The sequence below is a fragment of the Acinetobacter pengchengensis genome, assembly GCF_982235305.1.
The window spans coordinates 2,481,352-2,505,143 of the sequence record NZ_CEVATJ010000001.1 but is presented as its reverse complement, the minus strand read 5'-3'; the positions used below and the strand labels follow the sequence as shown (position 1 = coordinate 2,505,143).

24 protein-coding genes and 1 pseudogene are annotated in these 23,792 nt (G+C 42.3%); 16 read left to right on the top strand and 9 right to left on the bottom strand.

Features of this window, described 5'->3' with window-relative positions:
* Nucleotides 1–3 precede the first annotated feature (3 nt).
* The 7 genes from AC0T5Z_RS12135 to rplS all read left to right on the top strand — a co-directional run bounded on the left by AC0T5Z_RS12135 (nt 4) and on the right by rplS (nt 6,837).
* Nucleotides 4–3,588 carry a pilus assembly protein gene (locus tag AC0T5Z_RS12135; RefSeq protein WP_435336968.1) on the top strand — a complete coding sequence of 1,195 codons (3,585 nt, stop codon included), beginning with the start codon at nt 4–6 and terminating at the stop codon, nt 3,586–3,588.
* Between the two features lie 10 nt (nt 3,589–3,598).
* Nucleotides 3,599–4,036: a type IV pilin protein gene (locus AC0T5Z_RS12130; RefSeq protein ID WP_016658479.1), complete on the top strand. Its 438-nt coding sequence runs from the start codon at nt 3,599–3,601 to the stop codon at nt 4,034–4,036.
* Nucleotides 4,030–4,500, top strand: coding sequence for a type IV pilin protein (locus tag AC0T5Z_RS12125; RefSeq protein ID WP_435336969.1), 471 nt, complete (start codon nt 4,030–4,032; stop codon nt 4,498–4,500). Before AC0T5Z_RS12130 ends, AC0T5Z_RS12125 begins: the two co-directional genes overlap by 7 nt.
* A gap of 146 nt (nt 4,501–4,646) precedes the next feature.
* On the top strand, nt 4,647–4,904 hold the full coding sequence (gene rpsP, locus AC0T5Z_RS12120; RefSeq protein ID WP_004974526.1) for a 30S ribosomal protein S16: 258 nt from the start codon (nt 4,647–4,649) through the stop codon (nt 4,902–4,904).
* Nucleotides 4,905–4,927: 23 nt separating this feature from the next.
* A complete protein-coding gene (rimM, locus tag AC0T5Z_RS12115; RefSeq protein WP_291338711.1) occupies nt 4,928–5,476 on the top strand; it encodes a ribosome maturation factor RimM in 549 nt (182 codons plus the stop codon).
* A gap of 42 nt (nt 5,477–5,518) precedes the next feature.
* Nucleotides 5,519–6,259: a tRNA (guanosine(37)-N1)-methyltransferase TrmD gene (gene trmD, locus AC0T5Z_RS12110; RefSeq protein WP_435336970.1), complete on the top strand. Its 741-nt coding sequence runs from the start codon at nt 5,519–5,521 to the stop codon at nt 6,257–6,259.
* 206 nt (nt 6,260–6,465) lie between these two features.
* A complete protein-coding gene (gene rplS / locus AC0T5Z_RS12105) occupies nt 6,466–6,837 on the top strand; it encodes a 50S ribosomal protein L19 (RefSeq protein ID WP_004809937.1) in 372 nt (123 codons plus the stop codon).
* 68 nt (nt 6,838–6,905) lie between these two features.
* Here the strand turns inward: rplS and AC0T5Z_RS12100 are convergent, their stop codons facing one another.
* The 3 genes and pseudogenes from AC0T5Z_RS12100 to AC0T5Z_RS12090 all read right to left on the bottom strand — a co-directional run bounded on the left by AC0T5Z_RS12100 (nt 6,906) and on the right by AC0T5Z_RS12090 (nt 9,652).
* Nucleotides 6,906–7,874, bottom strand: coding sequence for a lipase family alpha/beta hydrolase (locus AC0T5Z_RS12100; protein ID WP_435336971.1), 969 nt, complete (start codon nt 7,872–7,874; stop codon nt 6,906–6,908).
* A 219-nt stretch (nt 7,875–8,093) separates the two neighbouring features.
* Nucleotides 8,094–8,207: pseudogene (locus AC0T5Z_RS12095) on the bottom strand (triacylglycerol lipase); the annotation flags it as partial.
* Between the two features lie 416 nt (nt 8,208–8,623).
* Nucleotides 8,624–9,652: a lipase secretion chaperone gene (locus AC0T5Z_RS12090; protein WP_435336972.1), complete on the bottom strand. Its 1,029-nt coding sequence runs from the start codon at nt 9,650–9,652 to the stop codon at nt 8,624–8,626.
* Nucleotides 9,653–9,796: 144 nt separating this feature from the next.
* On the opposite strand from AC0T5Z_RS12090, the gene truB reads away from it, so the two are divergent.
* Nucleotides 9,797–10,702 carry a tRNA pseudouridine(55) synthase TruB gene (gene truB, locus AC0T5Z_RS12085; protein WP_435336973.1) on the top strand — a complete coding sequence of 302 codons (906 nt, stop codon included), beginning with the start codon at nt 9,797–9,799 and terminating at the stop codon, nt 10,700–10,702.
* Nucleotides 10,703–10,905: 203 nt separating this feature from the next.
* Nucleotides 10,906–11,364 carry a hemerythrin domain-containing protein gene (locus tag AC0T5Z_RS12080; RefSeq protein ID WP_291338705.1) on the top strand — a complete coding sequence of 153 codons (459 nt, stop codon included), beginning with the start codon at nt 10,906–10,908 and terminating at the stop codon, nt 11,362–11,364.
* 20 nt (nt 11,365–11,384) lie between these two features.
* Here AC0T5Z_RS12080 and AC0T5Z_RS12075 read toward each other — a convergent pair whose 3' ends face one another.
* Nucleotides 11,385–12,263, bottom strand: a complete 879-nt coding sequence (locus tag AC0T5Z_RS12075) for an EamA family transporter (RefSeq protein ID WP_435336974.1) — start codon at nt 12,261–12,263, stop codon at nt 11,385–11,387.
* Nucleotides 12,264–12,423: 160 nt separating this feature from the next.
* Nucleotides 12,424–13,656 (bottom strand): phosphoglycerate dehydrogenase, encoded by a 1,233-nt coding sequence (gene serA, locus AC0T5Z_RS12070; protein WP_291338703.1) that lies wholly within the window; start codon nt 13,654–13,656, stop codon nt 12,424–12,426.
* A gap of 346 nt (nt 13,657–14,002) precedes the next feature.
* Here serA and AC0T5Z_RS12065 point away from each other — a divergent pair, with 346 nt between their 5' ends.
* The 4 genes from AC0T5Z_RS12065 to craA all read left to right on the top strand — a co-directional run bounded on the left by AC0T5Z_RS12065 (nt 14,003) and on the right by craA (nt 17,818).
* Nucleotides 14,003–15,412: an FAD-binding oxidoreductase gene (locus AC0T5Z_RS12065; RefSeq protein ID WP_291338702.1), complete on the top strand. Its 1,410-nt coding sequence runs from the start codon at nt 14,003–14,005 to the stop codon at nt 15,410–15,412.
* A 184-nt stretch (nt 15,413–15,596) separates the two neighbouring features.
* Nucleotides 15,597–15,968, top strand: a complete 372-nt coding sequence (locus tag AC0T5Z_RS12060) for a hypothetical protein (RefSeq protein ID WP_004974545.1) — start codon at nt 15,597–15,599, stop codon at nt 15,966–15,968.
* Nucleotides 15,969–16,101: 133 nt separating this feature from the next.
* Nucleotides 16,102–16,419, top strand: a complete 318-nt coding sequence (locus AC0T5Z_RS12055; RefSeq protein WP_414630588.1) for a pirin family protein — start codon at nt 16,102–16,104, stop codon at nt 16,417–16,419.
* Between the two features lie 169 nt (nt 16,420–16,588).
* Nucleotides 16,589–17,818: a chloramphenicol efflux MFS transporter CraA gene (craA, locus tag AC0T5Z_RS12050; protein WP_435336976.1), complete on the top strand. Its 1,230-nt coding sequence runs from the start codon at nt 16,589–16,591 to the stop codon at nt 17,816–17,818.
* A 122-nt stretch (nt 17,819–17,940) separates the two neighbouring features.
* Here craA and AC0T5Z_RS12045 read toward each other — a convergent pair whose 3' ends face one another.
* Entirely contained in the window at nt 17,941–18,237 is a 297-nt protein-coding gene (locus AC0T5Z_RS12045) for a DUF3817 domain-containing protein (RefSeq protein WP_435336977.1), read from the bottom strand.
* A 340-nt stretch (nt 18,238–18,577) separates the two neighbouring features.
* Complete coding sequence (gene sodC / locus AC0T5Z_RS12040) at nt 18,578–19,066, bottom strand: superoxide dismutase [Cu-Zn] SodC (protein WP_435336978.1); 489 nt, start codon at nt 19,064–19,066, stop codon at nt 18,578–18,580.
* Nucleotides 19,067–19,182: 116 nt separating this feature from the next.
* On the opposite strand from sodC, the gene AC0T5Z_RS12035 reads away from it, so the two are divergent.
* The 3 genes from AC0T5Z_RS12035 to tnpC all read left to right on the top strand — a co-directional run bounded on the left by AC0T5Z_RS12035 (nt 19,183) and on the right by tnpC (nt 21,577).
* A complete protein-coding gene (locus AC0T5Z_RS12035; protein WP_019836977.1) occupies nt 19,183–19,566 on the top strand; it encodes a transposase in 384 nt (127 codons plus the stop codon).
* Nucleotides 19,563–19,898, top strand: a complete 336-nt coding sequence (tnpB, locus tag AC0T5Z_RS12030; RefSeq protein ID WP_000618091.1) for an IS66 family insertion sequence element accessory protein TnpB — start codon at nt 19,563–19,565, stop codon at nt 19,896–19,898. Before AC0T5Z_RS12035 ends, tnpB begins: the two co-directional genes overlap by 4 nt.
* Before the next feature lie 74 nt (nt 19,899–19,972).
* Entirely contained in the window at nt 19,973–21,577 is a 1,605-nt protein-coding gene (gene tnpC, locus AC0T5Z_RS12025) for an IS66 family transposase (protein WP_473786261.1), read from the top strand.
* A gap of 226 nt (nt 21,578–21,803) precedes the next feature.
* On the opposite strand, the gene AC0T5Z_RS12020 is transcribed toward tnpC, so the two are convergent.
* Nucleotides 21,804–22,943: an AI-2E family transporter gene (locus tag AC0T5Z_RS12020; RefSeq protein WP_435337166.1), complete on the bottom strand. Its 1,140-nt coding sequence runs from the start codon at nt 22,941–22,943 to the stop codon at nt 21,804–21,806.
* 108 nt (nt 22,944–23,051) lie between these two features.
* A complete protein-coding gene (locus AC0T5Z_RS12015; protein WP_019836190.1) occupies nt 23,052–23,696 on the bottom strand; it encodes a ParA family protein in 645 nt (214 codons plus the stop codon).
* Nucleotides 23,697–23,792 lie beyond the last annotated feature (96 nt).

The following is a 23,792-nucleotide window of genomic DNA, read 5'->3' as shown; positions in this document are numbered from 1 at the left end:
ACCATGAAAAATACAGCAAAAATAATGACATTTAAGCTCTCAGTATTAACCACGTTAATGCTGTGTGTAACGGCGAACAATGCCAGCGATATTGAAATTTATAAAGCTCCTAATGCGGCGGATGGTAAGGCGCGGGTGATGTTGAATTTGGATAACTCATCATTTATGTCGCCACCTCCAAGCGGATCACAATCGCCAGGTTCAATTTATGAAGATTTTGGTAAAGGAATGACCTGTCCTGGTGGTAGCGATAATTATTTTACTCAAAGCGTAACACGTGTTTTTAATGGTATTTCTTATACGGATAATGAATATTACTGTACGACACCGTATCCAGTTGGCAATGCGAGTAATTTAAATAAGACAGCGATTGAGGCTCGGTGCGAAAAAGTTTATTCACAAGCTTTAACTCCAACATCTTATAAGTGTTTTGACCGCTATACCATGGTGCGACGTAGTTTATACGCGGTAGTCAATAGTCCAGAACTAGGTGATAAAGTTTCATTGGGGCTTGGTTTATTTCCGCTTTATGGAACTACTCAAAATCAACGCCCTGTGCCATTAGGCTGGTATAAAGTTGATCCATCTGATAGTAGTAAATTGATCAATTGCCCAACGGGAACTGTAGATAATTCTACAGGTTGTACCTATGGGCGTGATGTATTAAATGCTAGGATTCACCAGATCGCTCCCTCTATGGGTAACCCGAATGAAAGTAAAATTGTACCTGTGGCAAAGGCTTATGGCGTAGCCGCTAAAACTTTGCTCACCAATGAGAATGGCGGAGACCTTGCTGCTGATCAATGTTCAGGCTATGGCATTTTTTCTTTGACCGCGGGAGTGCCTATACATGAAGAAATGGATGTTGCACAAACCAACTTAAACAGTGTATTGCAGTCTGGTTTTCAGGTCAATTCTACGGATTGTCCAACGACGGGTAATCTTGCAGATGGGCGAGCCTGGAAATGTGTGGGTAAAGCTGCGGACTTGTTAGCCGCCAGTAAGGCGAAAATAGCCATGCCTGTGAAATCGGTGGTGGTGAGTTTCGGTACGGGCTTTGATTTTTCGCAACATTTATCTGACTATGACCCGAATTTAACTACTGCACAGATGATTCAACGCGTCACCGATGAAATTGCGGCAACAGCAACCAATAATGAAAAAGAATTATTTAATAATAAAGGGGCAGCGGCAATTTCGGGGGTGAAAGGTGGTGGTGGATATTATTCAGTAAAGGATTCGAATGCCTTAACGGATACGATTAAACGCTTTATTGCGGATGTCGCAAAAAGTGATATTCCTTATATGACTACTGGTGCACCAACTATTCCACAAGACCCGCTAAATCCTGTGCTAGTACAAAGTAATGCGTACTTTTCTCAATTTAAACCAACCCCGAATAAGACAACCACTGTAGGAAGTCAGCTTTGGGCTGGGAATATGAAAAAGTACCATGTGAATAATCTAGGTCGATTAGTTGGTAAAAATAGCACTATTATTGGTGCTGCTGAGGAAAAAGAAGCAGTAACAGATGAACTTGGGCGGTTGATTACAGGTACACATGACTATTGGGCACCTAATGTAAGTGAAGTTGATGCGATTGCTAAGGGTGATGAAAATACATGGGGCAGTGAACTTTATGCACGTATGGGCGGGGTGAAATCACAATTACCACTCGGCACCTCGGTGTTAGCAGGGGTTACGGTTGAAAATCGTAAACTTTTAACTAATCGTGTCATTACCAGTGGTGTTGCAAGTACAGGAAGTTCACTTACACGTATTGAACGTAAAAATTATGTATCGGGTGGTTCGGCTGTTGGTGATCCAAAAGCCACAGATATTATATCCCTGCTAGACTTACGTCAGTTGGGTGCTGTCATGCATTCTTCACCGTTATTACTATCGAATGAAGGTAAAATGACCTATAACGCCTCGACCAAACAGCTTGAATCGAGTGGTCGTGAAGATTATGTATTGTTTGGTAGTACACAAGGTTTATTGCATGTGGTGAAAGCTGATGACTACACCTCAACCAATGGTGGTGGTAAGGAAATATTTGCATTCGTTCCAAATGAAATGGTTGAAAACCAAAGTAAAGCTTTCTTAACCCCTAATCAAACCACAGGTGGAACAGCAAATTTATTTTATGGTATAGATGCGCCGTGGACGGCTTATACCGAATATGTACCTAAGGCGGATGGTACTTTAACCGTCGGTAGGGGGAAAACTACGACAGGTACAACGACACTCAAGGGTAAGCAGTTTGTTTATGGTGGTTTACGTATGGGTGGTCGTAGCTATTACTCGCTTGACCTGACAGATATGAGTAGTCCATCTTTAAAATTCCATATTAATCCAGATGCCGCTGCTTCAGGAACACCGTTAAGCTATATGGGTGAAAGTTGGTCGAAACCTAAAATTGCTTGGGTAAACTGGCAAGGCAGCCGAAAAATGGTGATGTTTGTGGGGGGCGGTTATGACGCAGGCGGTACCACAGGTAAAGCCAATAATGGAGGATATGAAAGTGATACCTACGACCAAGACAATGGTATTGGTGCGGGTGTGTATATGTTTAGTGCCGATGGTGCGGATGCAGGTAATTTGTTGTGGTGGGCAAGTAATAAAGCTTCAGCTACTACGGCTGCTACAACCAACTCCGGCGTGATTGCGCTGAAAGATGCCAATATGAAATACAGTGTGGTAAGTGAAATTAAAACTGCCGACCGCAATAATGATGGTTTAGTCGATCATCTTTATTTTGGTGATTTAGGTGGACAAGTCTTCCGCATTGATCTGAATAATAACGCGTCAACCAGTGGTGCATTTGCAACACGTTCAACTCGTATTATGAATATGCATGCTTCGGGTGGAACGAGCCCACGTTTCTACGCTGCGCCATCGTTTGCGATTTTTGAAGACAGTGCAAGTGGTAATTTATTTGCAGGCATTTCGATTGGTAGTGGGAATTTGAGTCATCCTTTAGCTGGATATGATTCGGGTCGACACTATGATGCTTTATATACGATTTACGATAAAGACGTAACTCGCTCTGATCTATATACTGCAAGTACAATGAATACTCAAGATGCAGCAGTGGGTGCGACTGGTTCACTTGCGATCAATGAACTCACTATGGCGAATCGTTTCCAGCAGACCGAGGATAACATGACAGCATTGGTTGCACCTTATGCAACCTCATCGGGTTGGTATTATAAACTCCCAGGTGGTACGAAAATTCAACATGAAAAGATATTCTACTCACCAACCGTAATTGATTATGACCTGTATGTGAGTAGCTATGATGCAAGTCGTTTAGGTTTAACGGGTGCGTGTGGTGGTGGTGTGCAAGGGGTAAGTAAAGTACAAATCTTCTGTATGCCATTTGGTCAATGTTCAGCGGCAGACTATCCAAGTCGCACAAATACGAACTATAGTGACGATCATGGACCAGGGATTCAAAACCATGCGATTGCGAGTGGTGGTGATGGAACAACACGTTTAGTTGGTGGTGCGATTATTGGTAATAATTTAAATGATCAATATGCAACGACTATTAAATTAATTGCACAACGTTGGTATGAAAAATAATAGGTGATCTATGAAAAAAAATGGTTTCACCTTAATCGAGCTCATGGTCGTTGTTGTGATTGTTGCGATTTTCGTAGCAATCGCAATTCCATCCTATCAAGCTTATATCCGTAGAGCAGAGACATCGAAAGCACAACAAGAGTTGAAGCGCATTGCGACATTACTTGAACGGCATAAAGCACGAAATTTTAGTTATAAGGGATTTGATTTTTCTGCTCAAACATTAAGTACCCCTAGAACCTATAGCTTTGAACTCAAAGATGGTACAAATACGACTAAATTATTAAATGCAACAGATGCTGCGGGTCATGCTTGGGTGTTAAAAGCGACGACAACAGATGCAAAAAATTATAACTACTTAATTACAAGCACTGGAATTCGGTGTAAAAATTTGACTGCTGAAAACATTAGTTATACAGGGTGTGGCACTGGAGGAGAGGCATGGTAATACAGCAAAAAGGCTTTACTCTTATTGAGTTAATGATCGTTGTTGCGGTAATTGCAGTTCTAGCAGCAATTGCCTATCCCTCTTATCAAGACTCTGTACGTCGTACAAAACGAGCAGATATGAAGGCCAACTTGACTGAAATTGCGAGTCAAATTCAACGCTACAAAATTGCTAATTTTAAGGTAACGGGTGCAACAACTAGTGATGTGGGAATAGCAGCGGCTTATCCGACACAGGGGACAGCTTTATATACTGTAAGTTTAAGCCCTGTGGGCGGTACTCCCTCAGCGTTAACATCATCAGCGTGGACGTTAACAGCAACTCCAATTGCTGGATCAGCACAACAAGGTGATGGGCATTTGGTTGTAAATTATCGTGGTGAGCGTTGTTGGACCAAAGGAACCGATATTAATAGTGGGACTGCCTGTGTGCCGTCAGCCACTACAAATTGGGATGGTCGCTAACTTCCAAATTCAAAACTGTGGATAAATCATTTTTTTATCTTTCCCTCGTGCGGAATTTAGCGTAGAATATTGCCCTCTATGAAAGGGGTTTGAAATGTATCGATGGTCGGTGCAGGGATAATCCGTAAAAACTATAAGGTTGTATCATGGTAGTTATTCGTCTTACTCGTGGTGGTGCTAAAAAGCGTCCATTCTATCAAATCGTTGTAACTGATAGCCGCAATGCGCGTGACGGTCGTTTCATTGAACGTATTGGTTTCTTCAACCCAACAGCGCAAGGTAAAGCAGAAAAACTTCGTTTAGATGCTGACCGTTTTGCACACTGGGTTGCTCAAGGTGCTCAACCGTCTGAGCGTGTTGCTTCTTTAGCTGCTCAAGCAAAGAAAGCTGCAGCTGCTGCATAATTTAATTAAGTAGTAGGTAGCCCATGACACCAACACAGAATGTGCCCGAAGATCGTATTCAGATTGGACAGCTACGTTCAGCTTATGGATTAAATGGGTGGCTCTGGGTCTATTCCAATACAGAACCTATGAGCAACATGTTTGACTACCTGCCTTGGTATATTGAAACCAAAGCAGGATGGCAAACTGTCGATGTAAAACGTTGGAAACCACATGGCAAAGGCTTGGTTGTCAGCTTAAAAGGTGTGAGTGATCGTACCGCAGCAGACAACTTGGTTGGCGCAAATATCTGGATTTCAAAAGCGCAACTGCCTCAAGCAGGTGTGGACGAGTATTACTGGTCTGATTTAAAAGGTCTAACGGTGTTAGGTCTGAACGATGACGAACAAGAAGTAAACCTTGGTCAAATCCATGAACTGTTTGAAACAGGTGCCAATGACGTGATGGTGGTTCGCGCAACTGCCGATAGTGTCGATGGTGAAGAGCGTATGATTCCATGGCATAAAGATGTGGTACAACGCGTTGATCTCGAAGCGGGTCGCATCTACGTGAATTGGAGCGTAGATTATTAATCCTTTCAGGATTCACATAGCAGGAAAATAGAGGAGTCTGCGGTGTTTTTTGCAGTCATTACGCTTTTTCCTGAAATGTTTGAAGCGATTACACGTTTCGGTATTAGCGGGCGCGCAGCACAACGTGATCTGATGCAAATTCATTGTATCAATCCTCGCGATTATGCGCAGGGCAACTACAAACGAGTGGATGAACGTCCATTTGGTGGTGGTCCAGGTATGGTGATGATGGCTGAGCCATTGGCACAAGCAATCCAACATGCCAAATACCTTGCACAGCAAGCGGGTGCAGTTCATGTGCCAGTGGTGTATATGTCACCACAAGGTAAAACCTTAAACGAAACTGCAGTACAACAATTTGTTCAATATGACGGATTAATTGTGCTGTGTGGTCGTTATGAGGGTGTCGATGAACGTTTAATCCAAAACTATGTAGATCAGGAATGGTCAATTGGAGATTACGTGTTATCGGGCGGTGAACTGCCTGCGATGGTGTTGTTAGACAGTATTATCCGGAGACTTCCGGGTGCTATGTCGGATGAACAATCTCATGTGCAAGACTCATTTGTGGATGGTCTGTTAGATTGCCCACAATATACCAAGCCAGACCATTTTGAAGGTTTGGATGTCCCTGAAGTATTAAAGTCGGGACATCATGCCAATATTGAAAAATGGCGTTTTTTGCAGCGTTATCAACGAACTTTAGAACGTCGACCTGAGTTGATTGAAAAAGTTGAGTTGAGTAAGCAGCAAAAAAAATGGCTAAAAGATGAGCGAGGGTGAGTAAAGCATTGCTTTACCCGAGCGCAAGGCGAGAAGCTATGCTTCGAGCAAACTAAACTGCTTAATGTAAATTAAGTACTTAAATAGGCTCTTTATGTCTTGAAGCGGTCAAGCATAAAGGGAAAGTTAATCGGGTCTATGCGCTTTAGCCTCTAGCCCCAGTGGATCTCAGACCTCTTCTGACCCACACATATTGGAGATACCCCATGAGTGGTAAGCATCCTTTAGTACAAGCTGTTGAAAATGCACAGCTTAAGCAAGACATTCCAGCTTTTGCACCAGGCGATACAGTTATCGTTCAAGTAAAAGTAAAAGAAGGTGATCGTGAGCGTCTTCAAGCATTTGAAGGTGTGGTAATTGCGAAGAAAAACCGTGGTTTGAACTCTGCGTTCACAGTACGTAAAATTTCTAGCGGTATTGGTGTTGAGCGTGTTTTCCAAACTCACTCTCCAATCGTTGCGAAAATCGAAGTGAAACGTCGTGGTGACGTTCGTCGTGCTAAACTTTATTACCTACGCGAATTGTCTGGTAAAGCTGCACGTATTCGTGAGAAATTACCAGCACGTAAACAAGGTTAATTTTAACTTTGCGTTACAGCTAAAAAATGCGCCGTTTAGGCGCATTTTTTTATGTGTGCTATTTGAATTTATAAACCTTGTAGTTTTAGGCGGTTAGCATGTTGACGGTAGACATCGACAGGATCTGGGGCAAAGATATCTTTCATGCCCAGGACTTGATTGACTTCATCCAAGTGGTTCCAATAGTAGTTATCACGAATGGTTTTACCAAATTTGGCACTGCAACGTGATACCAAACCATCATTATCACGGCCATTATCAATCAATAAACTGCTCGCCAGCATGGCTGAGTCTGGATCAAGTATATTGGTAACAGCCGTATTACCCGTAAATGAGTAGAACTGGATGCCTTTTTCTTGATAAGCGCCCTCACCACAACTCGTCGTTGGCATACCCATTGGGAATTTGCTGTTAAATTGTGCTGAGCCAGCCAAAGTTAAGCTTTTTGCACTCGCCAACGAATCATGTGGATAGCTGTTTGGGTCTAAACCTTGTGCCCAAGTGATGGTTTTGGAAACTAAATTGACCATATCCATTAATGGCTTTTCGAGTGGTGTGCCTTGTACTTTTAAAATAAAATCAGCCACAGGTGAGCCTTTATTTGGTGAACCGACAGCAGTCAGCGATGCGACTTTAGACGGCATCACGCCTGCAACATAACGAATGGTTGGTCCACCATGTGAGTGACCAATTAGGTTGACTTTGCTTGCACCTGTAATTGCAAGAATTTCATCGACTTGTTGTGCCAGTTGTTCACCACGGACTTCCGATGAGTTAAAAGGAGATACACGGGTGGCCCAAGCGTTGGCACCGTTACGTGCTAAATTGGGTAAAATTTGGTACCAATAGTCGACACCTAACTGATCGCCGCCAATATTGATAAAACCTGCCATACCGTGAGTAAACACAATAGGGTATTTGGTTTTGGCATAACTGGAGATGACGAAGTTAGATTTGACCTGTTCTGCATTGGATGCGTGCGAGGTACTAATCGTACTGGCCGCAATTAAGCCTGCAATGAATAATCCATATTTCATATAATATCCTCTATTTTATTGTGCTTTCCTAGCATGACGATTTTTATTGTCAATTGTCATTATTCAGGAGATTTGCAATATTGCAAGTTCCGAATGATGAAAGGTTGTTGAAATATCAGTCAGTTTAAAAGGTCTTTATGCACTTGAATTTCAAGCATACATAGATCGTCTAGTAATGTGAGTGCTATAACGTGCGACCATGCCATCGTTATCCAAATTGCCAATGCGTGACCAGCCCAGCCAACCATGCACCATGAGCAATGGATATTTGGTTTTGGTATAGTCAGATTTGGCCTGTTCCTGAATAGGCAAAACGCTTGGAGCCGCTTGAGTCGCACCGATTGGCCAAGTAAGCAGCCAATGATAGCTAATGAAATTGTCCGTGTATTAGAGATGATGGTCATAAAACAATCCTGTGTTCTTTATTTTTATTACAAGTGAAGTGACGCTTCCCTCCTGAAAGCTCAGATATGTAAATTGCCGTTGCTTACGGCATGTTATTGTGAGTCATCCTCGACTAATTTTTGTACGTTTAGTTATTTTTTCATGCGTAATTTAGAAAAAACATATCATTTGGGGACAGTTATTGCGTATTGCACCAGAGATTTGTAAATCTACATGCATCTTGATATCTATTTAATATTTATAGACATTTGTATATTATAGTTTTGTGGTAAGTGGATTCAAAACAGCTTTTCATACATAAAAAAGGGGGCACATTGAATACCCCAATTGTTCTTTGCAATATGTTAATCGGCAAAGGGGAGTTTTCCGCCCTGATCATGTACCTGTTCAAAGGTTTCTAAACGCAATTGCTCTTGTGGATTTTGAAAATGCTGCCCGCGTAATTGCTTCACGGCTTGTTGCTTGGCTTGATCATTCATCCCACTTTGTATGATTTGATCGCGTGCATTTAAATATTCTTCGACTCGTGATTTCCATTGACTGCGCTGCCCATCGAGTTGTTCTAAACGCTGCGTGGCTTCAGGACCAACCAAATTTAAACGCATTTGGCGAATTTCAGCAGCAGAACCGCCGCGTGCTTTAATTGCGGCCGTCAAGCTGCGTAAATCTTGTAAGGTGTTCAGCTGTTCTAAATTTTCCTGCCAATCTTGAGGTAATTGTTTAAATAACTCCTGCAATTGTTGTGCTTTTTCAGCTTCGGATAATTTTTTATTCTCCATGACGGCCATGCGCTTTAAGGTATATTCATGATAGGCATCTTCGGTACCAAATAAACCTTCGATTTCATAATTTGAAAAATATTGTTTACGCAGATTTTGCATGCTGCTAAAAATGCTGCGGTAATATTGTGGATCTTCCTGATTTAAATTCGGTGCTTGCAGTTGCCCAAGCGCGTTGCGATAGTCCAAATAACGCTGCCATAAATCTAAAATTTGCGATAAGGCAGGTTCTTTATGTCCTTGTTGAATATAGCTTTTAAAATCACCACGAATCTGTTCAATACTTTTTTCGCCATATTGGGTAATAAAATATTCAAAGCAATTACGGGTTTGCTCATTCACAGTCAGACGATGACTTGCATCGAGTTTAAGCTGACAATTGACTTCGGTGTCCTGTTGACTTGGGCTTAAAAAATTTGCAGCAGGGTTATTTTGTATGGCTTGCTGCAGGTTCAACGCTTGAGCTGTTTCATTATGTGAGCTTTGTTGGGGCGATATATTGGGAGAGTTTGATTGTGGCATCAGCCAATACACCAAAGCTACAATGAGCAGTATCACTACGCCTAAAACAATCCATATTTTATGTTTCTGCATTGCAATGCACCTGTATATCCATTTTATTTTTTTAATCCTAAGTGCCTAAATATGCCATAAAAGTAAATCGCTGTTCTAGAAATGTTGTCATTTATCGCGGCAGATTGTTACCATGGCGCAGTTTTGCTTTGACTTATGTGTGCTATGAAATCATCTGCGGCTAAAATCCAGCGTCGTGCCATTAGTGGTGTATTTTTATTGAATAAACCTTTGGGCATCAGTTCCAATGCAGCATTGCAAAAAGTGCGCTGGTTATATCGGGCGCAAAAAGCAGGGCATACGGGGGCATTAGACCCATTGGCTTCGGGCTTACTGCCGATTTGTTTGGGCGAAGCAACCAAGTTTTCGCACTATTTACTCGATTCGGTGAAACGCTATCAAACCACCATTCAATTGGGACATAGCACCACCACGGGAGATGTGGAAGGGGAAGTGTTGTTGCAGCAGGCAGTTCCTGCATTGAGCCAAGAGTGCATTGAGCAGGTATTGGCACAATTTCAGGGCGATATTATGCAAGTTCCGCCGATGTATTCTGCCTTAAAAAAAGAAGGGCGTCCGTTGTATGAGTTGGCACGACAAGGCATTGAAATTGAACGCGAAGCGCGTCCAGTCACCATTTATGCCATTGAGTTGCTATCTTTTACTGAACAGAGCATGACTTTGGATGTGACTTGCTCTAAAGGCACCTATATTCGTGTTTTAGGTGAAGACATTGCTAAAGCCTTGGGCACTTATGGACATTTGACTTATTTACATCGGATTAAAACGGGACATTTTGACCTGATTCCGAGCTACAGCATTGAATATTTGGAAAGTTTAAGTGAAGCAGAGCGTGAGGCTTTATTGCTGCCTGCGTATGCGCCTGTGCAGCATTTTCTCCACATTCAAGTCCCTGAAGGACGCGCTGAATATTTTAGTCGTGGCATGGAAAGTAATATTGACCATCCTGCCGTAACGCAAGTGTTGGTCTTTGACGGTGAGAAGTGTTTAGGTTTGGCTGAAATTACAGATAAAAAACGCTTGGTACCGAAACGGGTTTTAAATCTTTAAATTCTGTTCAGATACATAACTTGAATAAACTGGGTGAGTCAATTAAAGCTTTTTATACAAATCTTTGCAGGATTTCAGCGCCATGCCCTATACAGTAATTAGAGCTAAAAACTGAAATTAAAAACCGACAATAAAACCGAGCGTTGCGTCAGCCAGTGACATCACTTGCCAGCCAGCATCGGTTTAAAACAAGAGGTCTGCATATGAATATTTTTGAAGCTTTACGCCAAAGTCACGACATTCAACGAGACTTAGCCCGCCAACTGACGCAAACTTCAGGGGATAGTCCTGAACGCAGAGCGATATTTGACCAACTTAAAAATGAATTATTCGCGCATGCTGTGGCAGAAGATCGCTATTTTTATATTCCTTTAATGATGACGGATGCAGGTTTAAATATCACTCGCCATGCTTTGGCAGAGCATCATCAAATGGATGAATTACTCGAACAATTAACCGAAACTGAAATGAGTAATACGGGTTGGCTGGCCATTGCAAAGCAACTGTCAGATAAAGTGCATCATCATTTAAAAGAAGAAGAACATGGTTTTTTTCAGCAAGCAGGCAAAATTTTGTCTGAGCAGCAAAAACAAAGTCTAGCCAAGCAATATTTGGCAGAATATGAAAAATATCAACAGATGTCTAAAGACAGTTTGGTTTAAGTTTTCATTCAAAATGCCATTTAAGCACTGTGTGACTGTTTGGACTTTTTCACGGCTCTTAAGGTTACACCAACCGAAGCCAGCATAATGCAGCATAAAGCCAGCCATTGCAGGCTGGTGATTTTCTCACCCAATAAAACCAAGCCTGTCAGTGCGGCTAAAGCGGGAGATAAACTGGACAGTGTGCCATAGCTCATTTTGCTGAGTTGTTTCAGCGCTTGTAAATCTAAAGCATAAGGAATGGCAGTAGCGAGCACTGCAATAGCAAGTGCTTTGCCCCAATATTGAGTTTCAAACAGGGCAGGGGCATTGTTGTACAGCCCGAAGGGAATTAAAGCTAAAGCTGAAATACTGATGGCGATGGTCAGCGCATGCATGCCAATATTTTGTTGAACCACTTTTTGCCCAAAATAAATATAAAAAGCCCAACATAATCCTGCACCTAAGGCACATGCTACACCAAACAGACTAAAATGATCTCCCTGTGCTTGTCCCCAAGGTACCATAAAAATAATGCCTAAAATTGCCAACACTACCCAGACATAATCTTTACGGTTTTGAATGGACAATAAAGCCAAGCCTAAAGGTCCGATAAACTCCAAACCCACTGCAATACCTTGGGGTAATTTGCCCAAAGACAAATAAAACAGAATATTCATTAAGCCTAAGGCTGCGCTATAGCACAATAAATCATGCCATTTTAAATGTGCAAGCCGTGACAGAATTTGCCATGAGCGAAACATGATTGCCACAATGACACTGGCAAAACTTAGCCGTAAAATTGTCACAGTGAGCGGGTCAAGCATTTGAAACAATTGTTTGGCAAAAGATGCACTGATTTGATAGGAGATCATGGATAAAACCATGAACAACACCGCAGTGAGTTGGGCGTTTGGCATGGGGCAGGAAAATACTCAACAGTGTGGAAATGAGAAAGTCAGGCAGATTATAGCAAGTTTAAAAATACAGGGTTGTGGTAACTCAAGATTATGCTCATAGATCATGCATAAAAAACCACAGTGCTAAGACTGTGGTTTTTTGTAGCATCAGCGTGTGGTCTTAGAACAAGACACGTACGCGAATTGTGCCTTCAACTTCTTGTAAAGTATCTAGTGCTTCTTTGGATGCAGTTGCATCAACATCCATCACTAAATAACCGACATCACCTTTAGTCATAAGTGACTGACCAGAGATGTTGATGCCGTGTTCAGCAAACAAGTTGTTGATTTTAGACAATACACCTGGGATATTTTGGTGAATGTGCAATAAACGGTGCTTGCCTTCAGTCAATGGTAGTGCAATTTCAGGGAAGTTTACTGCAGACAAAGTCATACCTTTATCTGAATATGCAATAAATTTCTCTGCTACTTCTAAACCAATGTTCGCTTGCGCTTCCATAGTTGAACCACCTACGTGCGGTGTTAAAATCACGTTTGGTAGGTTGCGTAGTGGAGAAACAAATTCTTCACCATTGGCTTTTGGTTCTTTCGGGAATACGTCAACTGCAGCTCCTGCAATATGACCAGACTTGATCGCATCTGCCAAATCTTCAATCACGACACAGGTACCACGTGCCGCATTAATGAAAATTGCGCCTTCTTTCATTTGTGCAAATTGTTCTTTTGTCATGAAATTGCGGGTAGATGGCACATCTGGAACGTGTAAAGAAACGACGTCAGCATTTGCCAATAATTCGCCCATAGAGCCAACTTGACGTGCATTACCTAAAGGTAATTTGGTCACCGCATCATAATAAATTACGTGCATACCCAAGCTTTCAGCTAAAACTGAAAGTTGAGAACCAATTGAACCATAACCCACGATACCTAAAGTTTTACCACGTGTTTCAAATGAACCTACAGCCGATTTGTTCCAGCCACCTGCATGTGTATCGGTTGATTTTTCAGGAACGCGACGTAGCAATAAAATTGCTTCAGCCAATACCAATTCTGCAACCGAACGGGTGTTTGAATAAGGGGCATTGAAAACTGGAATACCACGTTGCATTGCTGCAGTTAAGTTCACTTGGTTGGTACCAATACAGAAACAACCTACCGCAATCAGTTTGTTCGCAGCTTCAAAAACTTCTTCAGTCAGTTGCGTACGTGAACGAATTCCAATGAAATGCGCATCTTTAACCGCTTCTTTTAACGCATCGCCCTCAAGCGCCGTTTTACGATAATCGATGTTGGTATAACCCGCTGCATTTAACACGTCGATTGCGTTCTGGTGTACGCCTTCTAACAACAAGAAACGAATTTTATCTTTAGGTAGTGAAAGATGTTGGCTCATTACGGCTCCGCTACAAAGGCCAAATTTAGTGGCGGTATGATAACATAGGAGATGCGTCGATATACATTTCCTTTATGACCAAGAGTGCAGGTATTTTTTGTCAGATATAATCTCTTTCAGAAATATTGCCTAAAATTGTCCTGTTGCTACCACGTTATATTATCGGAATTGCCAATATTCACAGGTTTTTCAAAAAAATCGCTTATAATAAGTGTCACACATGAAAGCCAACCACGCTGTTGCTTTGATGCACATATTTAGTCTGCAGCATCTTCATCTTCAATTAGATCAAGAAATGCAGACAGTCGCTTTTCTTCCTGTTTAATTCTAGCTAGGTCTGCAAACGATGAATGCTCCAGTCGCTTTAACCCCAGAGTTATTGACCCAATTAACGGCAATAGTCGGTGAAAACCGTATAAAAACGGATGCCGATAGCCTCAAAAACTGGGGTCGTGACCATACAAAGCATTTTGATCCGAATCCATCGGTCATCGTTTTTCCATCCAGCACAGAGCAAGTGCAAGCCATTGTAAAACTGGCGAATCAATTTAATGTTGCAATTACCCCATCGGGCGGGCGTACAGGTTTATCTGCGGGTGCAGTCGCAGCCAATGGTGAAATTGTCGTAAGCATGGACAAGATGAACCAAATCTTGGAATTTTTCCCAGCAGACCGTATGGTGCGCGTGCAAGCGGGTGTTGTGACTGAGCAACTGCAAAACTATGCAGAAGAACAGGGCATGTATTATCCAGTCGATTTCGCCTCTTCAGGTTCTTCACAAATTGGCGGTAACATTGGCACCAACGCAGGCGGTATTAAAGTTATTAAATACGGCATGACTCGTAACTGGGTGTTGGGCCTAACTGTAGTGACAGGTAAGGGTGACATCCTTCGTCTGAACAAAGGCATGATCAAAAATGCAACGGGTTATGCGCTGCAACATTTATTTATTGGTGGGGAAGGTACACTCGGTTTAGTGACCGAAGCAGAAATTAAGCTAGAACGCCAACCGCAAGCTTTACAAGTGATGGTGTTGGGCGTACCTGATTTTAATTCAGTGATGCCTGTATTACACGCCTTCCAAGCCAAAATTGATCTGACTGCATTTGAATTCTTTGGGGAATTGGCGATGCAAAAAGTCTTGGATCATGGTCATGTGCAACGTCCATTTGAAACCCAATGTCCATTTTACGTGTTGCTTGAATTTGAAGCGCCATTTGAGCCAATTATGGACAAGGCGATGGAAATTTTCGAACACTGTATGGAACAAGGCTGGGTGATGGATGGTGTATTGAGCCAAAGCCTAGACCAAGTTGAAAGCTTATGGCGTTTGCGTGAAGACATTTCTGAGTCGATTGCACCGTTTATTCCATACAAAAATGATATTTCAGTATTGATTACTCATGTTCCTGCATTTATTCAGGAAATTGATGCAATTGTGGCAGAAAACTATCCTGACTTTGAAATTTGCTGGTTTGGACACATTGGTGACGGTAACTTGCACCTGAATATTCTAAAACCTGCCGATTTAAGCAAAGACGAATTCTTTGCTAAATGTCAGGTGGTGAACAAGTACGTGTTTGACACAGTGAAGAAATATGATGGTTCAATTTCTGCTGAACACGGTGTGGGGATGACCAAAAAACCATATTTGGAATATTCTCGCTCGGTTGAAGAAATTGAATATATGAAAGCGCTAAAAAAGGTGTTTGACCCTCAAGGCATCATGAATCCAGGCAAATTATTTGATTTGTAATTCCTAGCGTCTTTCATTTATTTGAGTGACCTGATTTTTGTGAATTAGTTGTATTGAATTGAAAAACGCATCCTGGAGATGCGTTTTTTATGCCGAGATTTTAATTTTACATTTCTATGCTAGCGTTTTTGCCCTAACAGGGCATCATGGAAGCATAAATAATAATCAACATTTTGGAGGAGTTATGTTACGTTTAATCACGGTTTCGGCATTAGGTGTTGCGTTGTTGTCAGGTTGTGCGACCACACAAAACATTATTTCGCAAGTTACGCCTGCAGAAACGCCTTTGGCACAAGTATTAAAACAACGTCCAGATTTGCGTAAAGAATTGGCTACTGTTGAAATTCGTCAATACTTTAACCGTGTCGAAGCACCGACTGCGGCAGAAGTGAAAATTACTGAAACAGGCTTAATGGATGATTCAGTCCGTTCAATTCGTAGCATTTATCACTTTAAAAATATAAATGGACAATGGCAGCAGGGCGATGTGCAAACCGCTTATTTATGTGCACGCGGTAAAAATACCAAGACGTTCCAAAGCAAAAAATGTCCTTAAATTGCTGTAGGGCTTAGGTGAGTCCTGCATGTGAACCCAGACAATTGGACTGTTATGAAATTTGAACGTTGTTCTAAAAATACAACAAAGCGTTTGTGGATAATACGCATGTTATCCACAGTTTTTATTTAGGATGACTCAATTCTATTCGAAAACGTGCGAGCGCAGCATGTGCATCAAAACTCTAGCATCTTTACACCGCAATGATCGCCCTTTTGTCGTGGGTGATTTTTATCCTGTGCTCTCGGGATTTTCACATCATGAATTGGCCAATACCGTATCGCCTTTTTTGCTGCTTGAACATTTAAGACCAGGCGCTTTAAAACCGATACAATTAAGTAAGGGTGTCAGAGAACATTCACATCGGGTTTTTGAAAAATTCTTCATAATGTTTCAGGGTGAATGGGAACATCGAGATTCAAACAGGCAGTTTTATCCGCTAACCCGCTGAAGGAAGTGATGCCTGACTTGGTCTGATGTCACAACAAGTGCCACAATTTATTCAACGGACTTAAAAAATGCGCCATAAATTTGCCATTCAACTCTGTTAAACTGCAGTTCAATTTTCTATTTCATGGGCTACACGCTGCTGAATTGCATCGTTTTGCCCTTTACAATTCATGCCACAGCAGCAAAAAAATACCATTCAACGTGCCACACTCATGTTTCCCTTGGCTTTGGTCTTGTTTGAGTTCGCAGTTTATATTGGCAATGACTTGGTTCAACCCGCAATGTTGGCCATCACCCAAGATTTTGGGGTCAGTAGTGCATGGGCAGCTTCGTCCATGTCATTTTATTTGTTGGGCGGTGCGTGTGTGGCGTGGTTATTGGGACCACTCTCTGACCGTTTGGGGCGCAAAAAAGTATTATTGGGCGGCGTGGCATTTTTTACTCTGACCTGCTTATTGATTCTATTAACTCAGAATATTGAAAGTTTCCTAGCCCTCCGTTTTTTACAAGGGTTTGGCTTGTCGGTCATTAGTGCAGTCGGTTATGCGGCTATTCAGGAAAATTTTGCAGAGCGTGATGCAATTAAAGTCATGGCACTCATGGCAAACGTCTCTTTACTTGCTCCCTTGCTAGGCCCAGTCTTAGGTGCATTTATGATTGAGCATGTTTCTTGGCACTGGGGATTTATTGGCATAGCACTGTTGGCATTTTTGAGTTGGTTTGGATTGAAAGCCAAAATGCCTGAAACTCAGCAAAGTATTCCTAAACGTCCGTTTCGAGATGTTTGGGATGATTTTAAGCAAGTTTTTCAAAATACCAGATTCTTAGGTCTAACATTGGCGCTGCCTTTATTGAGCATGCCCTTAATGTTGTGGATTGCGTTATCTCCCGTGATGTTGGTTGAAGATTTAGGCTTTAGCAGTCTGCAATACGGTTTGGCGCAGTTTCCTGTTTTGGGTGGTTTGATTTTAGGAAATCTGGTGCTGATGAAAGTCATAGACCGTTTGCCTTTAGGCAAAACCGTCTTGATGGGTTTACCTTTAATGTTGTTGGGTAGTGTGCTGATCGTATTGGGTGCAATTTGGCAAAGCTATTTTGTGTGGTGCTTGGTCGTTGGCATGAGTCTGATCAGTTTTGGTGAGGGGATGAGCTTTTCAGTCTTATATCGTTTTGCCTTAATGTCATCGGAAGTGTCTAAAGGCACTGTTGCTGCCAGTGTTTCAATGCTATTGATGCTGTGCTTTTTTATTGTGATTGAACTGGTACGTGTTTTATATATTCAATTTGATATTTGGGCGTATAGTGTGGCTTGTTTGGTGCTGATAATGCTGTGGTTTAGTTTGCCACGCATGATGCTTAAACAGGTGATGCAGGAGCGAGTTGCTGCAGGGCAGTTTTAAGAGTGTAAATTTTTCTGCTGCATCATCAAACAAGGCGATGTTGTATCGCCTTGCAATATTTGATTTAGAAATCAAATATCAAATAATGTGTAATGTGATAAACGCTAAAAAGGACTTGTAGATTAAGCCTCTACAGGTTGTTCCATCTTTTTCAATTTGGCATCAAAAACAAATGGACCAAAAGGTAAAATTGAAGCAATTAAGCCCAAAATAAACATTTTAAGAGACCATTTTTGTTTTTCACAAACCACAAAAAGCACCACTAAAAATGCGATAAACAATACGCCGTGACCCATACCTACATATTTCACTAAAATTGGGTTATCGAATATATATTTCATGGGCATTGCAATAAATAACAACAATAAGAATGAAATACCTTCTAGGAAACCAACCAGACGCAATGTTTTAATGTTCATGCCCAAATCTTTTTCATGTCGATAAAACAGCAGTGTAGCGCAAATAGTGACATTGGCAAAGACGAGCTGTTGGGAGCTCTATACATTTATGAGTTAGACACGATGGTTACAAAATTGAGCTGTTTTCTGTAAGTTCGTAGCAAGTTTTTCAAAAAATAGTGAGTGTGGTTATGAAGGATGACCGATACAAAGTGAGAAGAGCTGCATTGAGCGTAGTTTTAGAATAATCCACAAAAAGATAAATTTTACTTTTTTGCGGATAAGTCGAAAGGCATGTGTATAACCCTTAACTTATCCACAATTGGTTATCAATGTTTTATTGACAATGCATAAAGTGGGCTTAAATAATCCCACAGGCAATTCGCTCACCGCCACCGCCTAATGGTTTTGGATGGTCGGCATAGTTATCACCGCCTGCATGAATCATCAAGGCCAATCCTTCAACTTGTGCCAATGTTAAACGTGATGCAATCACGGTTACTTTGGCTGTTCCATCGCTTGCAACACTTAAAGCAGGTAAATCACCTAAATGTCCTGTCAGCGGTGTACCATGATGCGGGACATTTTTCGGATTAAAATGTCCGCCCGCTGCCAAAGCAGCAACCATTTTTCCATCTTTTTCTGCTGCTGCACATGAACCTTTTTCATGGATATGAAAACCACGTTCACCCGCAGGGAGTTGCTGGAGTTGGGTGTGAATGACTAAGCCTGCTGCACTGTCACGCAGTTCGACCGTACCTAATTCTTTGCCAATACCTTGTGCTGAAACAGCATGCATTTTTACGATTTTTGATTTTTCTTGTGTGGTCGTGGTGGTGCTGCAACCCATGAGTACTAGGCCACTAAAAGCAGCAAGACAGTAAGCATCCGGCTAACACAGCCTTACCAAGCGATCCTATAAGCCTTAATTTAGTTCCCACCTAAAAACAAGTGGGGACTTAATCCATGAACATGGATATATATTCAGCAACACCTCCTGTTGCTAAAAAACGCAGAACATACAGCAAAGAATTCAAACTCAGTATTGTCAATGCCTGTAAAAATCCTAATACCTCGATCGCTTCGGTCGCACTGCAACATAGTATTAATGCCAACCTTGTCAGTCGTTGGATCAGGATCTTCAGCCATCATGATGGTGCCGTGCAAGATCCTACTCATGTGAATCCAGCATTTATTGCTTTGCCTTACACTGCTGCAATCAGCCAACCTATTGATGAGAGGATCACGTTGTGTATCACCGTGCCTCATACGAATAATGATATTCAGCTAAAATGGCAGACATCAGAAATACCTGCCTTGGCAGAATTACTCAAGGCACTTGCAACATGATCCGCATTGATGAAATCTGGTTGTCTACTCAGCCCATGGACATGCGTGCAGGTATGGATACGACCATGGCCCAGGTGGTGAGAGCCTTTGGCTACATCAAACCGCATTGTGCTTACCTGTTCTGTAATAAACGTGGCCATCGCATGAAAGTGTTGGTACATGATGGACTGGGCATCTGGCTGTGTGCCCGGCGTTTGGAACAGGGTAAATTTCACTGGGCTCAAGTTCACCAAGGTGAAACCGTGGCCCTCAGCCCGGAACAGTTACAGGCATTAATCCAAGGTTTGCCCTGGCAGCGCATTGGACGACAGCAGGTAGTGACGATGCTCTAAACCAAGCTCGACCATTCTGCCATCCTCCAAACGTTCTATTTCATTCTCTTCATGACCTCAGGCATACTGCGGTCATGAATACACTGCCTGACTTAAACCAACTGACCCATGAACAACTGCTGGAATTTACCAGACAGTTGGCAATGCAGCATCAGTCTCTGGCACAATCAAATCAAGAATTAGAAAAATCAAACCAGCAATTGGATGCCAAAGTTCAGCATCTTTCTATTCTCAATCAAAAATACGAGCATGAACTGGCGCTGTTTAAAAAGCACGAATTCGCCCAAAAGAATGAACACTTAACGGCAAAACAAATCCATCTGTGGGATGAAGCGGTTGAAGAAGATATTGCCGCGGTTGATCTAGAACTGGAACGGCTAAATGCAGATAAAACCAATGCAGCGACACAGAAAGCCAAAACCAATAAACCTAAACGTCGACCACTGCCAGATCATCTACACACCATCCGTATTGAGCATGAACCTGCATCAACCCAATGTGCTTGTGGCTGCCAACTCCGTCGTATCGGCGAAGATGTCAGTGAAAAACTGCATTTCAGACCGGCACAGTTCTATAAGGAACAGCATGTGCGTGGTAAATGGGTCTGTGATCAGTGTGACACTCTGACTCAGCAAGCGATGCCCGCCTATGTGATTGATAAAGGCATTGCTTCACCTGAATTGCTCAGCCATGTGCTGGTATCGAAGTATGCCGATCATTTGCCGCTGTACCGTCAACGTCTGATCTATCAGCGGGCGGGAATCGAACTTTCTAGATCAACTTTATCTGACTGGATAGGTCGCTGCGGTGTAGAACTGGAACCTCTGGCCAATGCCTTAAAAGAGGTGGTACTACAACAGCAGGTGCTGCATGCAGATGAAACACCGGTCACCATCATGCGGATGGGTGAGAATAATAAAAAACCGAAGAAAGGTTATGTCTGGGCCTATGCCACTACACAGTACAATCCAGTTCAGGCGGTGATCTATGACTTTCAGGATAGTCGTTCAGGCCAGCATGCTGAAGAGTTCTTGAAAGGCTGGCAGGGCTATCTAGTCTGTGATGATTACAGTGGTTATAAAGCACGCTTTAAATCAGGCGATGTCATTGAGGTGGGCTGCATGGCGCATGCACGTCGTAAATTCCATGAACTGCATGTAACTGGGAAAAGTCAGGTCGCTGAACAGGCATTAGTGCTGATTCAGAAACTGTATGCGATAGAAGCAGAGCTCAGGAAAAAGACCGATGGTACAGCGGAAGACCGCCGCGAATACCGACAACAGCATAGTCAACCAGTGATGCAACAACTATATGAATGGCTCAACCAACATCATCTGACAGTGCCATCGAGTTCTCCCACCGCCAAGGCCATCAATTACACTCTGAAGCGTTGGCCAGCTTTAAGCCGCTATCTGGATGATGGCAATCTACCGATTTGCAATAATTGGGTCGAGAATCAGATGCGTCCCTGGGCGTTGGGGCGCAAGAACTGGCTGTTTGCAGGTTCGCTGCGCAGTGGTCAGCGAGCGGCAAACATCATGACGTTAATCCAGTCAGCGAAGCTGAATGGCTTGGATCCGTATGCCTATTTAAGTGATGTGCTGAAAAGGCTGCCGACACATAAAGTGACCCAGATTGAAGAATTGCTGCCGCACTGCTGGAAACCTAAATCGAATTAAAAAATAGGTATGGGATTCAGCGGACGCTTACGCAAGACAGGCAAATTTGAGTAATGAGCGCATAAAAGACATCCTGTTTGTTGTGCATAATATTTAGGGATGTCTTGATTGAAGCAAAGTTAGCCACGTTACAATACAACGTTTGCGTAGTGGAATGTATGAACTGTGTTGAGTTGATATGTTCAGATCAACACAGCCATGTGAGCAATATGATAAGAAAGAAAGCTTAATCAAGCTTTGAATTGGAAGATGAATCGTCTTCAGGTAGGTCGTGGGCAAGTGTGGCTTTCGGCATCAATAAAGCTTCGGGTTGATTATTTTCATGCAACCATTCACGCCAAATGGCCAGTAACACGGCCAAAATAACAGGGCCAATAAACAGACCAATTAGGCCAAAGCTAGCAATGCCACCCAGTACACCAAACATAATCAATAAGAATGGAATTTGGGTTGCACCTGAAATCACCAAGGGGCGAATCACGTTATCAGCTGTGCTGACCACACACACGCCCCATGCCATGACTCCAATGGCTTCCATAGTATGCCCTTGGGTGAATAACCATAAGGATACTGAACCATAAGCCAGCGGTGGGCCAAACGGTATTAAGGCAAATAAAAAAGTCACAATGGTCAGCACCATCGGATTAGGTACCCCAGCGACAAAATAGCTTACGCCTGCGAGTAAGGCCTGCGCGATTGCGGTGAGTCCAACGCCATAAACCACAGCACGTGTGGTTTCAGAAATAGTGTCTAAATAGTGATGAATACGTGGCCCAATCACCATTTCTAAAGCTTTGCTGACTTGATGCAAGATGGTGTGACCATCACGGTAGAAAAAGAATAAAGACAGCAGAGCAAAACACAGTTTGATCAGGTTTTTGCTGACTTCATTAATGACCACCTTTCCGTAGTTCAAATGCCCCTGAATCCATAAAGAAATAGACTGCACAATGCTATTCGGGTCGTGATTAATTTCTTTAAGGGTGCGGGTCACTTCTTTACCAATAATGGGTAAATTACGGATAAAATCAGGCACATCTAAATGCCCTGAAAAGACCTGTTTTTGCAATTCGTAATATAAATTGCGACCTTCATGTTGCAGAATAAAAATGGCAAAGGTGAGTGGAATACCCACCACCAAAGTGATCATTAGCATCATTAGGGCTGCACTGAGTGTAGGACGCTGACCACATAGACGCATCACCGACTGATACAGTGGCCAACTCATGTAGGCAATAATCGCTGCCCAAACAACAGGAACAATGAAGTATTTGAGGATGTGAAAACCCAAAAAAATCAGGACAAAAAACAGTCCAAACAATAAAATTTTTTGTAATGTTGGCGCGTACTGTTGCACTGAATTCACTGAAACATTCCTAAGGTCATGTGCCATATTAACTGAAAAAAAAGCTCCCGAAAACGAGAGCTTGGTAAGTTCTGGTGAATAAGTTCTAAATTGTGGTGATTCTATGCTTTAAAACCATTGGCTAGGGTCATCTACAATGGTGTTTAATACAGGTTGCCATTGGTTTTGCATCTGTAAATAAGTCTTTTGGGTTTTATCAAAAATACTGAGACCTTGCATGGCCAATTGTCCGTAAGCGGCACGTTCTGAAATCCACGCCACAGGCTGTTGCTCAATTTTCTGGAAAAAATCCTGAATATCTTTAGAACTGGCTGAGTTGGGTTTAACGCGGTTGGCCAGTAATAAAATTTGGACTTTGCCTTTACGAATGCGCTTAATATCTTGTAAATGCTTTAAAAAGCGACGGGTGGAGTCAATGTCAAAAAATGAAGGTTGTAGCGGTGTGATAATGGCATGTGCTTCACTGATCAATTGCTCAGCATGTTCACCCGATAATGCGCCAGGTGCATCAATAATTAAATATTCAATGTTTTTGGGTGCATCGCCAATCGACTTTTCATGACGCCAATCTAAACTTTGGATTGGAGCGGCTGTTTCAGGTCTTTGTTTTAACCATTGCAGTGCAGATTTTTGGTTATCGGCATCCGCCAAAGCAACTTTATAGCCTTTTTGTGCAAGCGCAGATGCTAAACTAATAGCTGTAATGGTTTTTCCACAGCCACCTTTTTGGTTGGCAATTAATATAGTTTTCATGACCCTCGAATCGATTTTAATCTGCTCATCCCTAGCATATCATTGTTTTGTGCTCGGAATATGACAGTTGACAAAAGTCGTATCGAGTTCTGCAAA

Bases quoted from the DNA above. Each gene is read 5' to 3' on its own strand.
- AC0T5Z_RS12135 (WP_435336968.1), top strand. From the start codon at position 4: ATGAAAAATACAGCAAAAATAATGACATTTAAGCTCTCAGTATTAACC.
- AC0T5Z_RS12130 (WP_016658479.1), top strand. From the start codon at position 3,599: ATGAAAAAAAATGGTTTCACCTTAATCGAGCTCATGGTCGTTGTTGTG.
- AC0T5Z_RS12125 (WP_435336969.1), top strand. From the start codon at position 4,030: ATGGTAATACAGCAAAAAGGCTTTACTCTTATTGAGTTAATGATCGTT.
- rpsP (WP_004974526.1), top strand. From the start codon at position 4,647: ATGGTAGTTATTCGTCTTACTCGTGGTGGTGCTAAAAAGCGTCCATTC.
- rimM (WP_291338711.1), top strand. From the start codon at position 4,928: ATGACACCAACACAGAATGTGCCCGAAGATCGTATTCAGATTGGACAG.
- rplS (WP_004809937.1), top strand. From the start codon at position 6,466: ATGAGTGGTAAGCATCCTTTAGTACAAGCTGTTGAAAATGCACAGCTT.
- AC0T5Z_RS12100 (WP_435336971.1), bottom strand. From the start codon at position 7,874: ATGAAATATGGATTATTCATTGCAGGCTTAATTGCGGCCAGTACGATT.
- AC0T5Z_RS12090 (WP_435336972.1), bottom strand. From the start codon at position 9,652: ATGCAGAAACATAAAATATGGATTGTTTTAGGCGTAGTGATACTGCTC.
- truB (WP_435336973.1), top strand. From the start codon at position 9,797: ATGAAATCATCTGCGGCTAAAATCCAGCGTCGTGCCATTAGTGGTGTA.
- AC0T5Z_RS12080 (WP_291338705.1), top strand. From the start codon at position 10,906: ATGAATATTTTTGAAGCTTTACGCCAAAGTCACGACATTCAACGAGAC.
- AC0T5Z_RS12075 (WP_435336974.1), bottom strand. From the start codon at position 12,263: ATGCCAAACGCCCAACTCACTGCGGTGTTGTTCATGGTTTTATCCATG.
- serA (WP_291338703.1), bottom strand. From the start codon at position 13,656: ATGAGCCAACATCTTTCACTACCTAAAGATAAAATTCGTTTCTTGTTG.
- AC0T5Z_RS12065 (WP_291338702.1), top strand. From the start codon at position 14,003: ATGAATGCTCCAGTCGCTTTAACCCCAGAGTTATTGACCCAATTAACG.
- AC0T5Z_RS12060 (WP_004974545.1), top strand. From the start codon at position 15,597: ATGTTACGTTTAATCACGGTTTCGGCATTAGGTGTTGCGTTGTTGTCA.
- AC0T5Z_RS12055 (WP_414630588.1), top strand. From the start codon at position 16,102: ATGACTCAATTCTATTCGAAAACGTGCGAGCGCAGCATGTGCATCAAA.
- craA (WP_435336976.1), top strand. From the start codon at position 16,589: ATGCCACAGCAGCAAAAAAATACCATTCAACGTGCCACACTCATGTTT.
- AC0T5Z_RS12045 (WP_435336977.1), bottom strand. From the start codon at position 18,237: ATGAACATTAAAACATTGCGTCTGGTTGGTTTCCTAGAAGGTATTTCA.
- sodC (WP_435336978.1), bottom strand. From the start codon at position 19,066: ATGGGTTGCAGCACCACCACGACCACACAAGAAAAATCAAAAATCGTA.
- AC0T5Z_RS12035 (WP_019836977.1), top strand. From the start codon at position 19,183: ATGAACATGGATATATATTCAGCAACACCTCCTGTTGCTAAAAAACGC.
- tnpB (WP_000618091.1), top strand. From the start codon at position 19,563: ATGATCCGCATTGATGAAATCTGGTTGTCTACTCAGCCCATGGACATG.
- tnpC (WP_473786261.1), top strand. From the start codon at position 19,973: ATGAATACACTGCCTGACTTAAACCAACTGACCCATGAACAACTGCTG.
- AC0T5Z_RS12015 (WP_019836190.1), bottom strand. From the start codon at position 23,696: ATGAAAACTATATTAATTGCCAACCAAAAAGGTGGCTGTGGAAAAACC.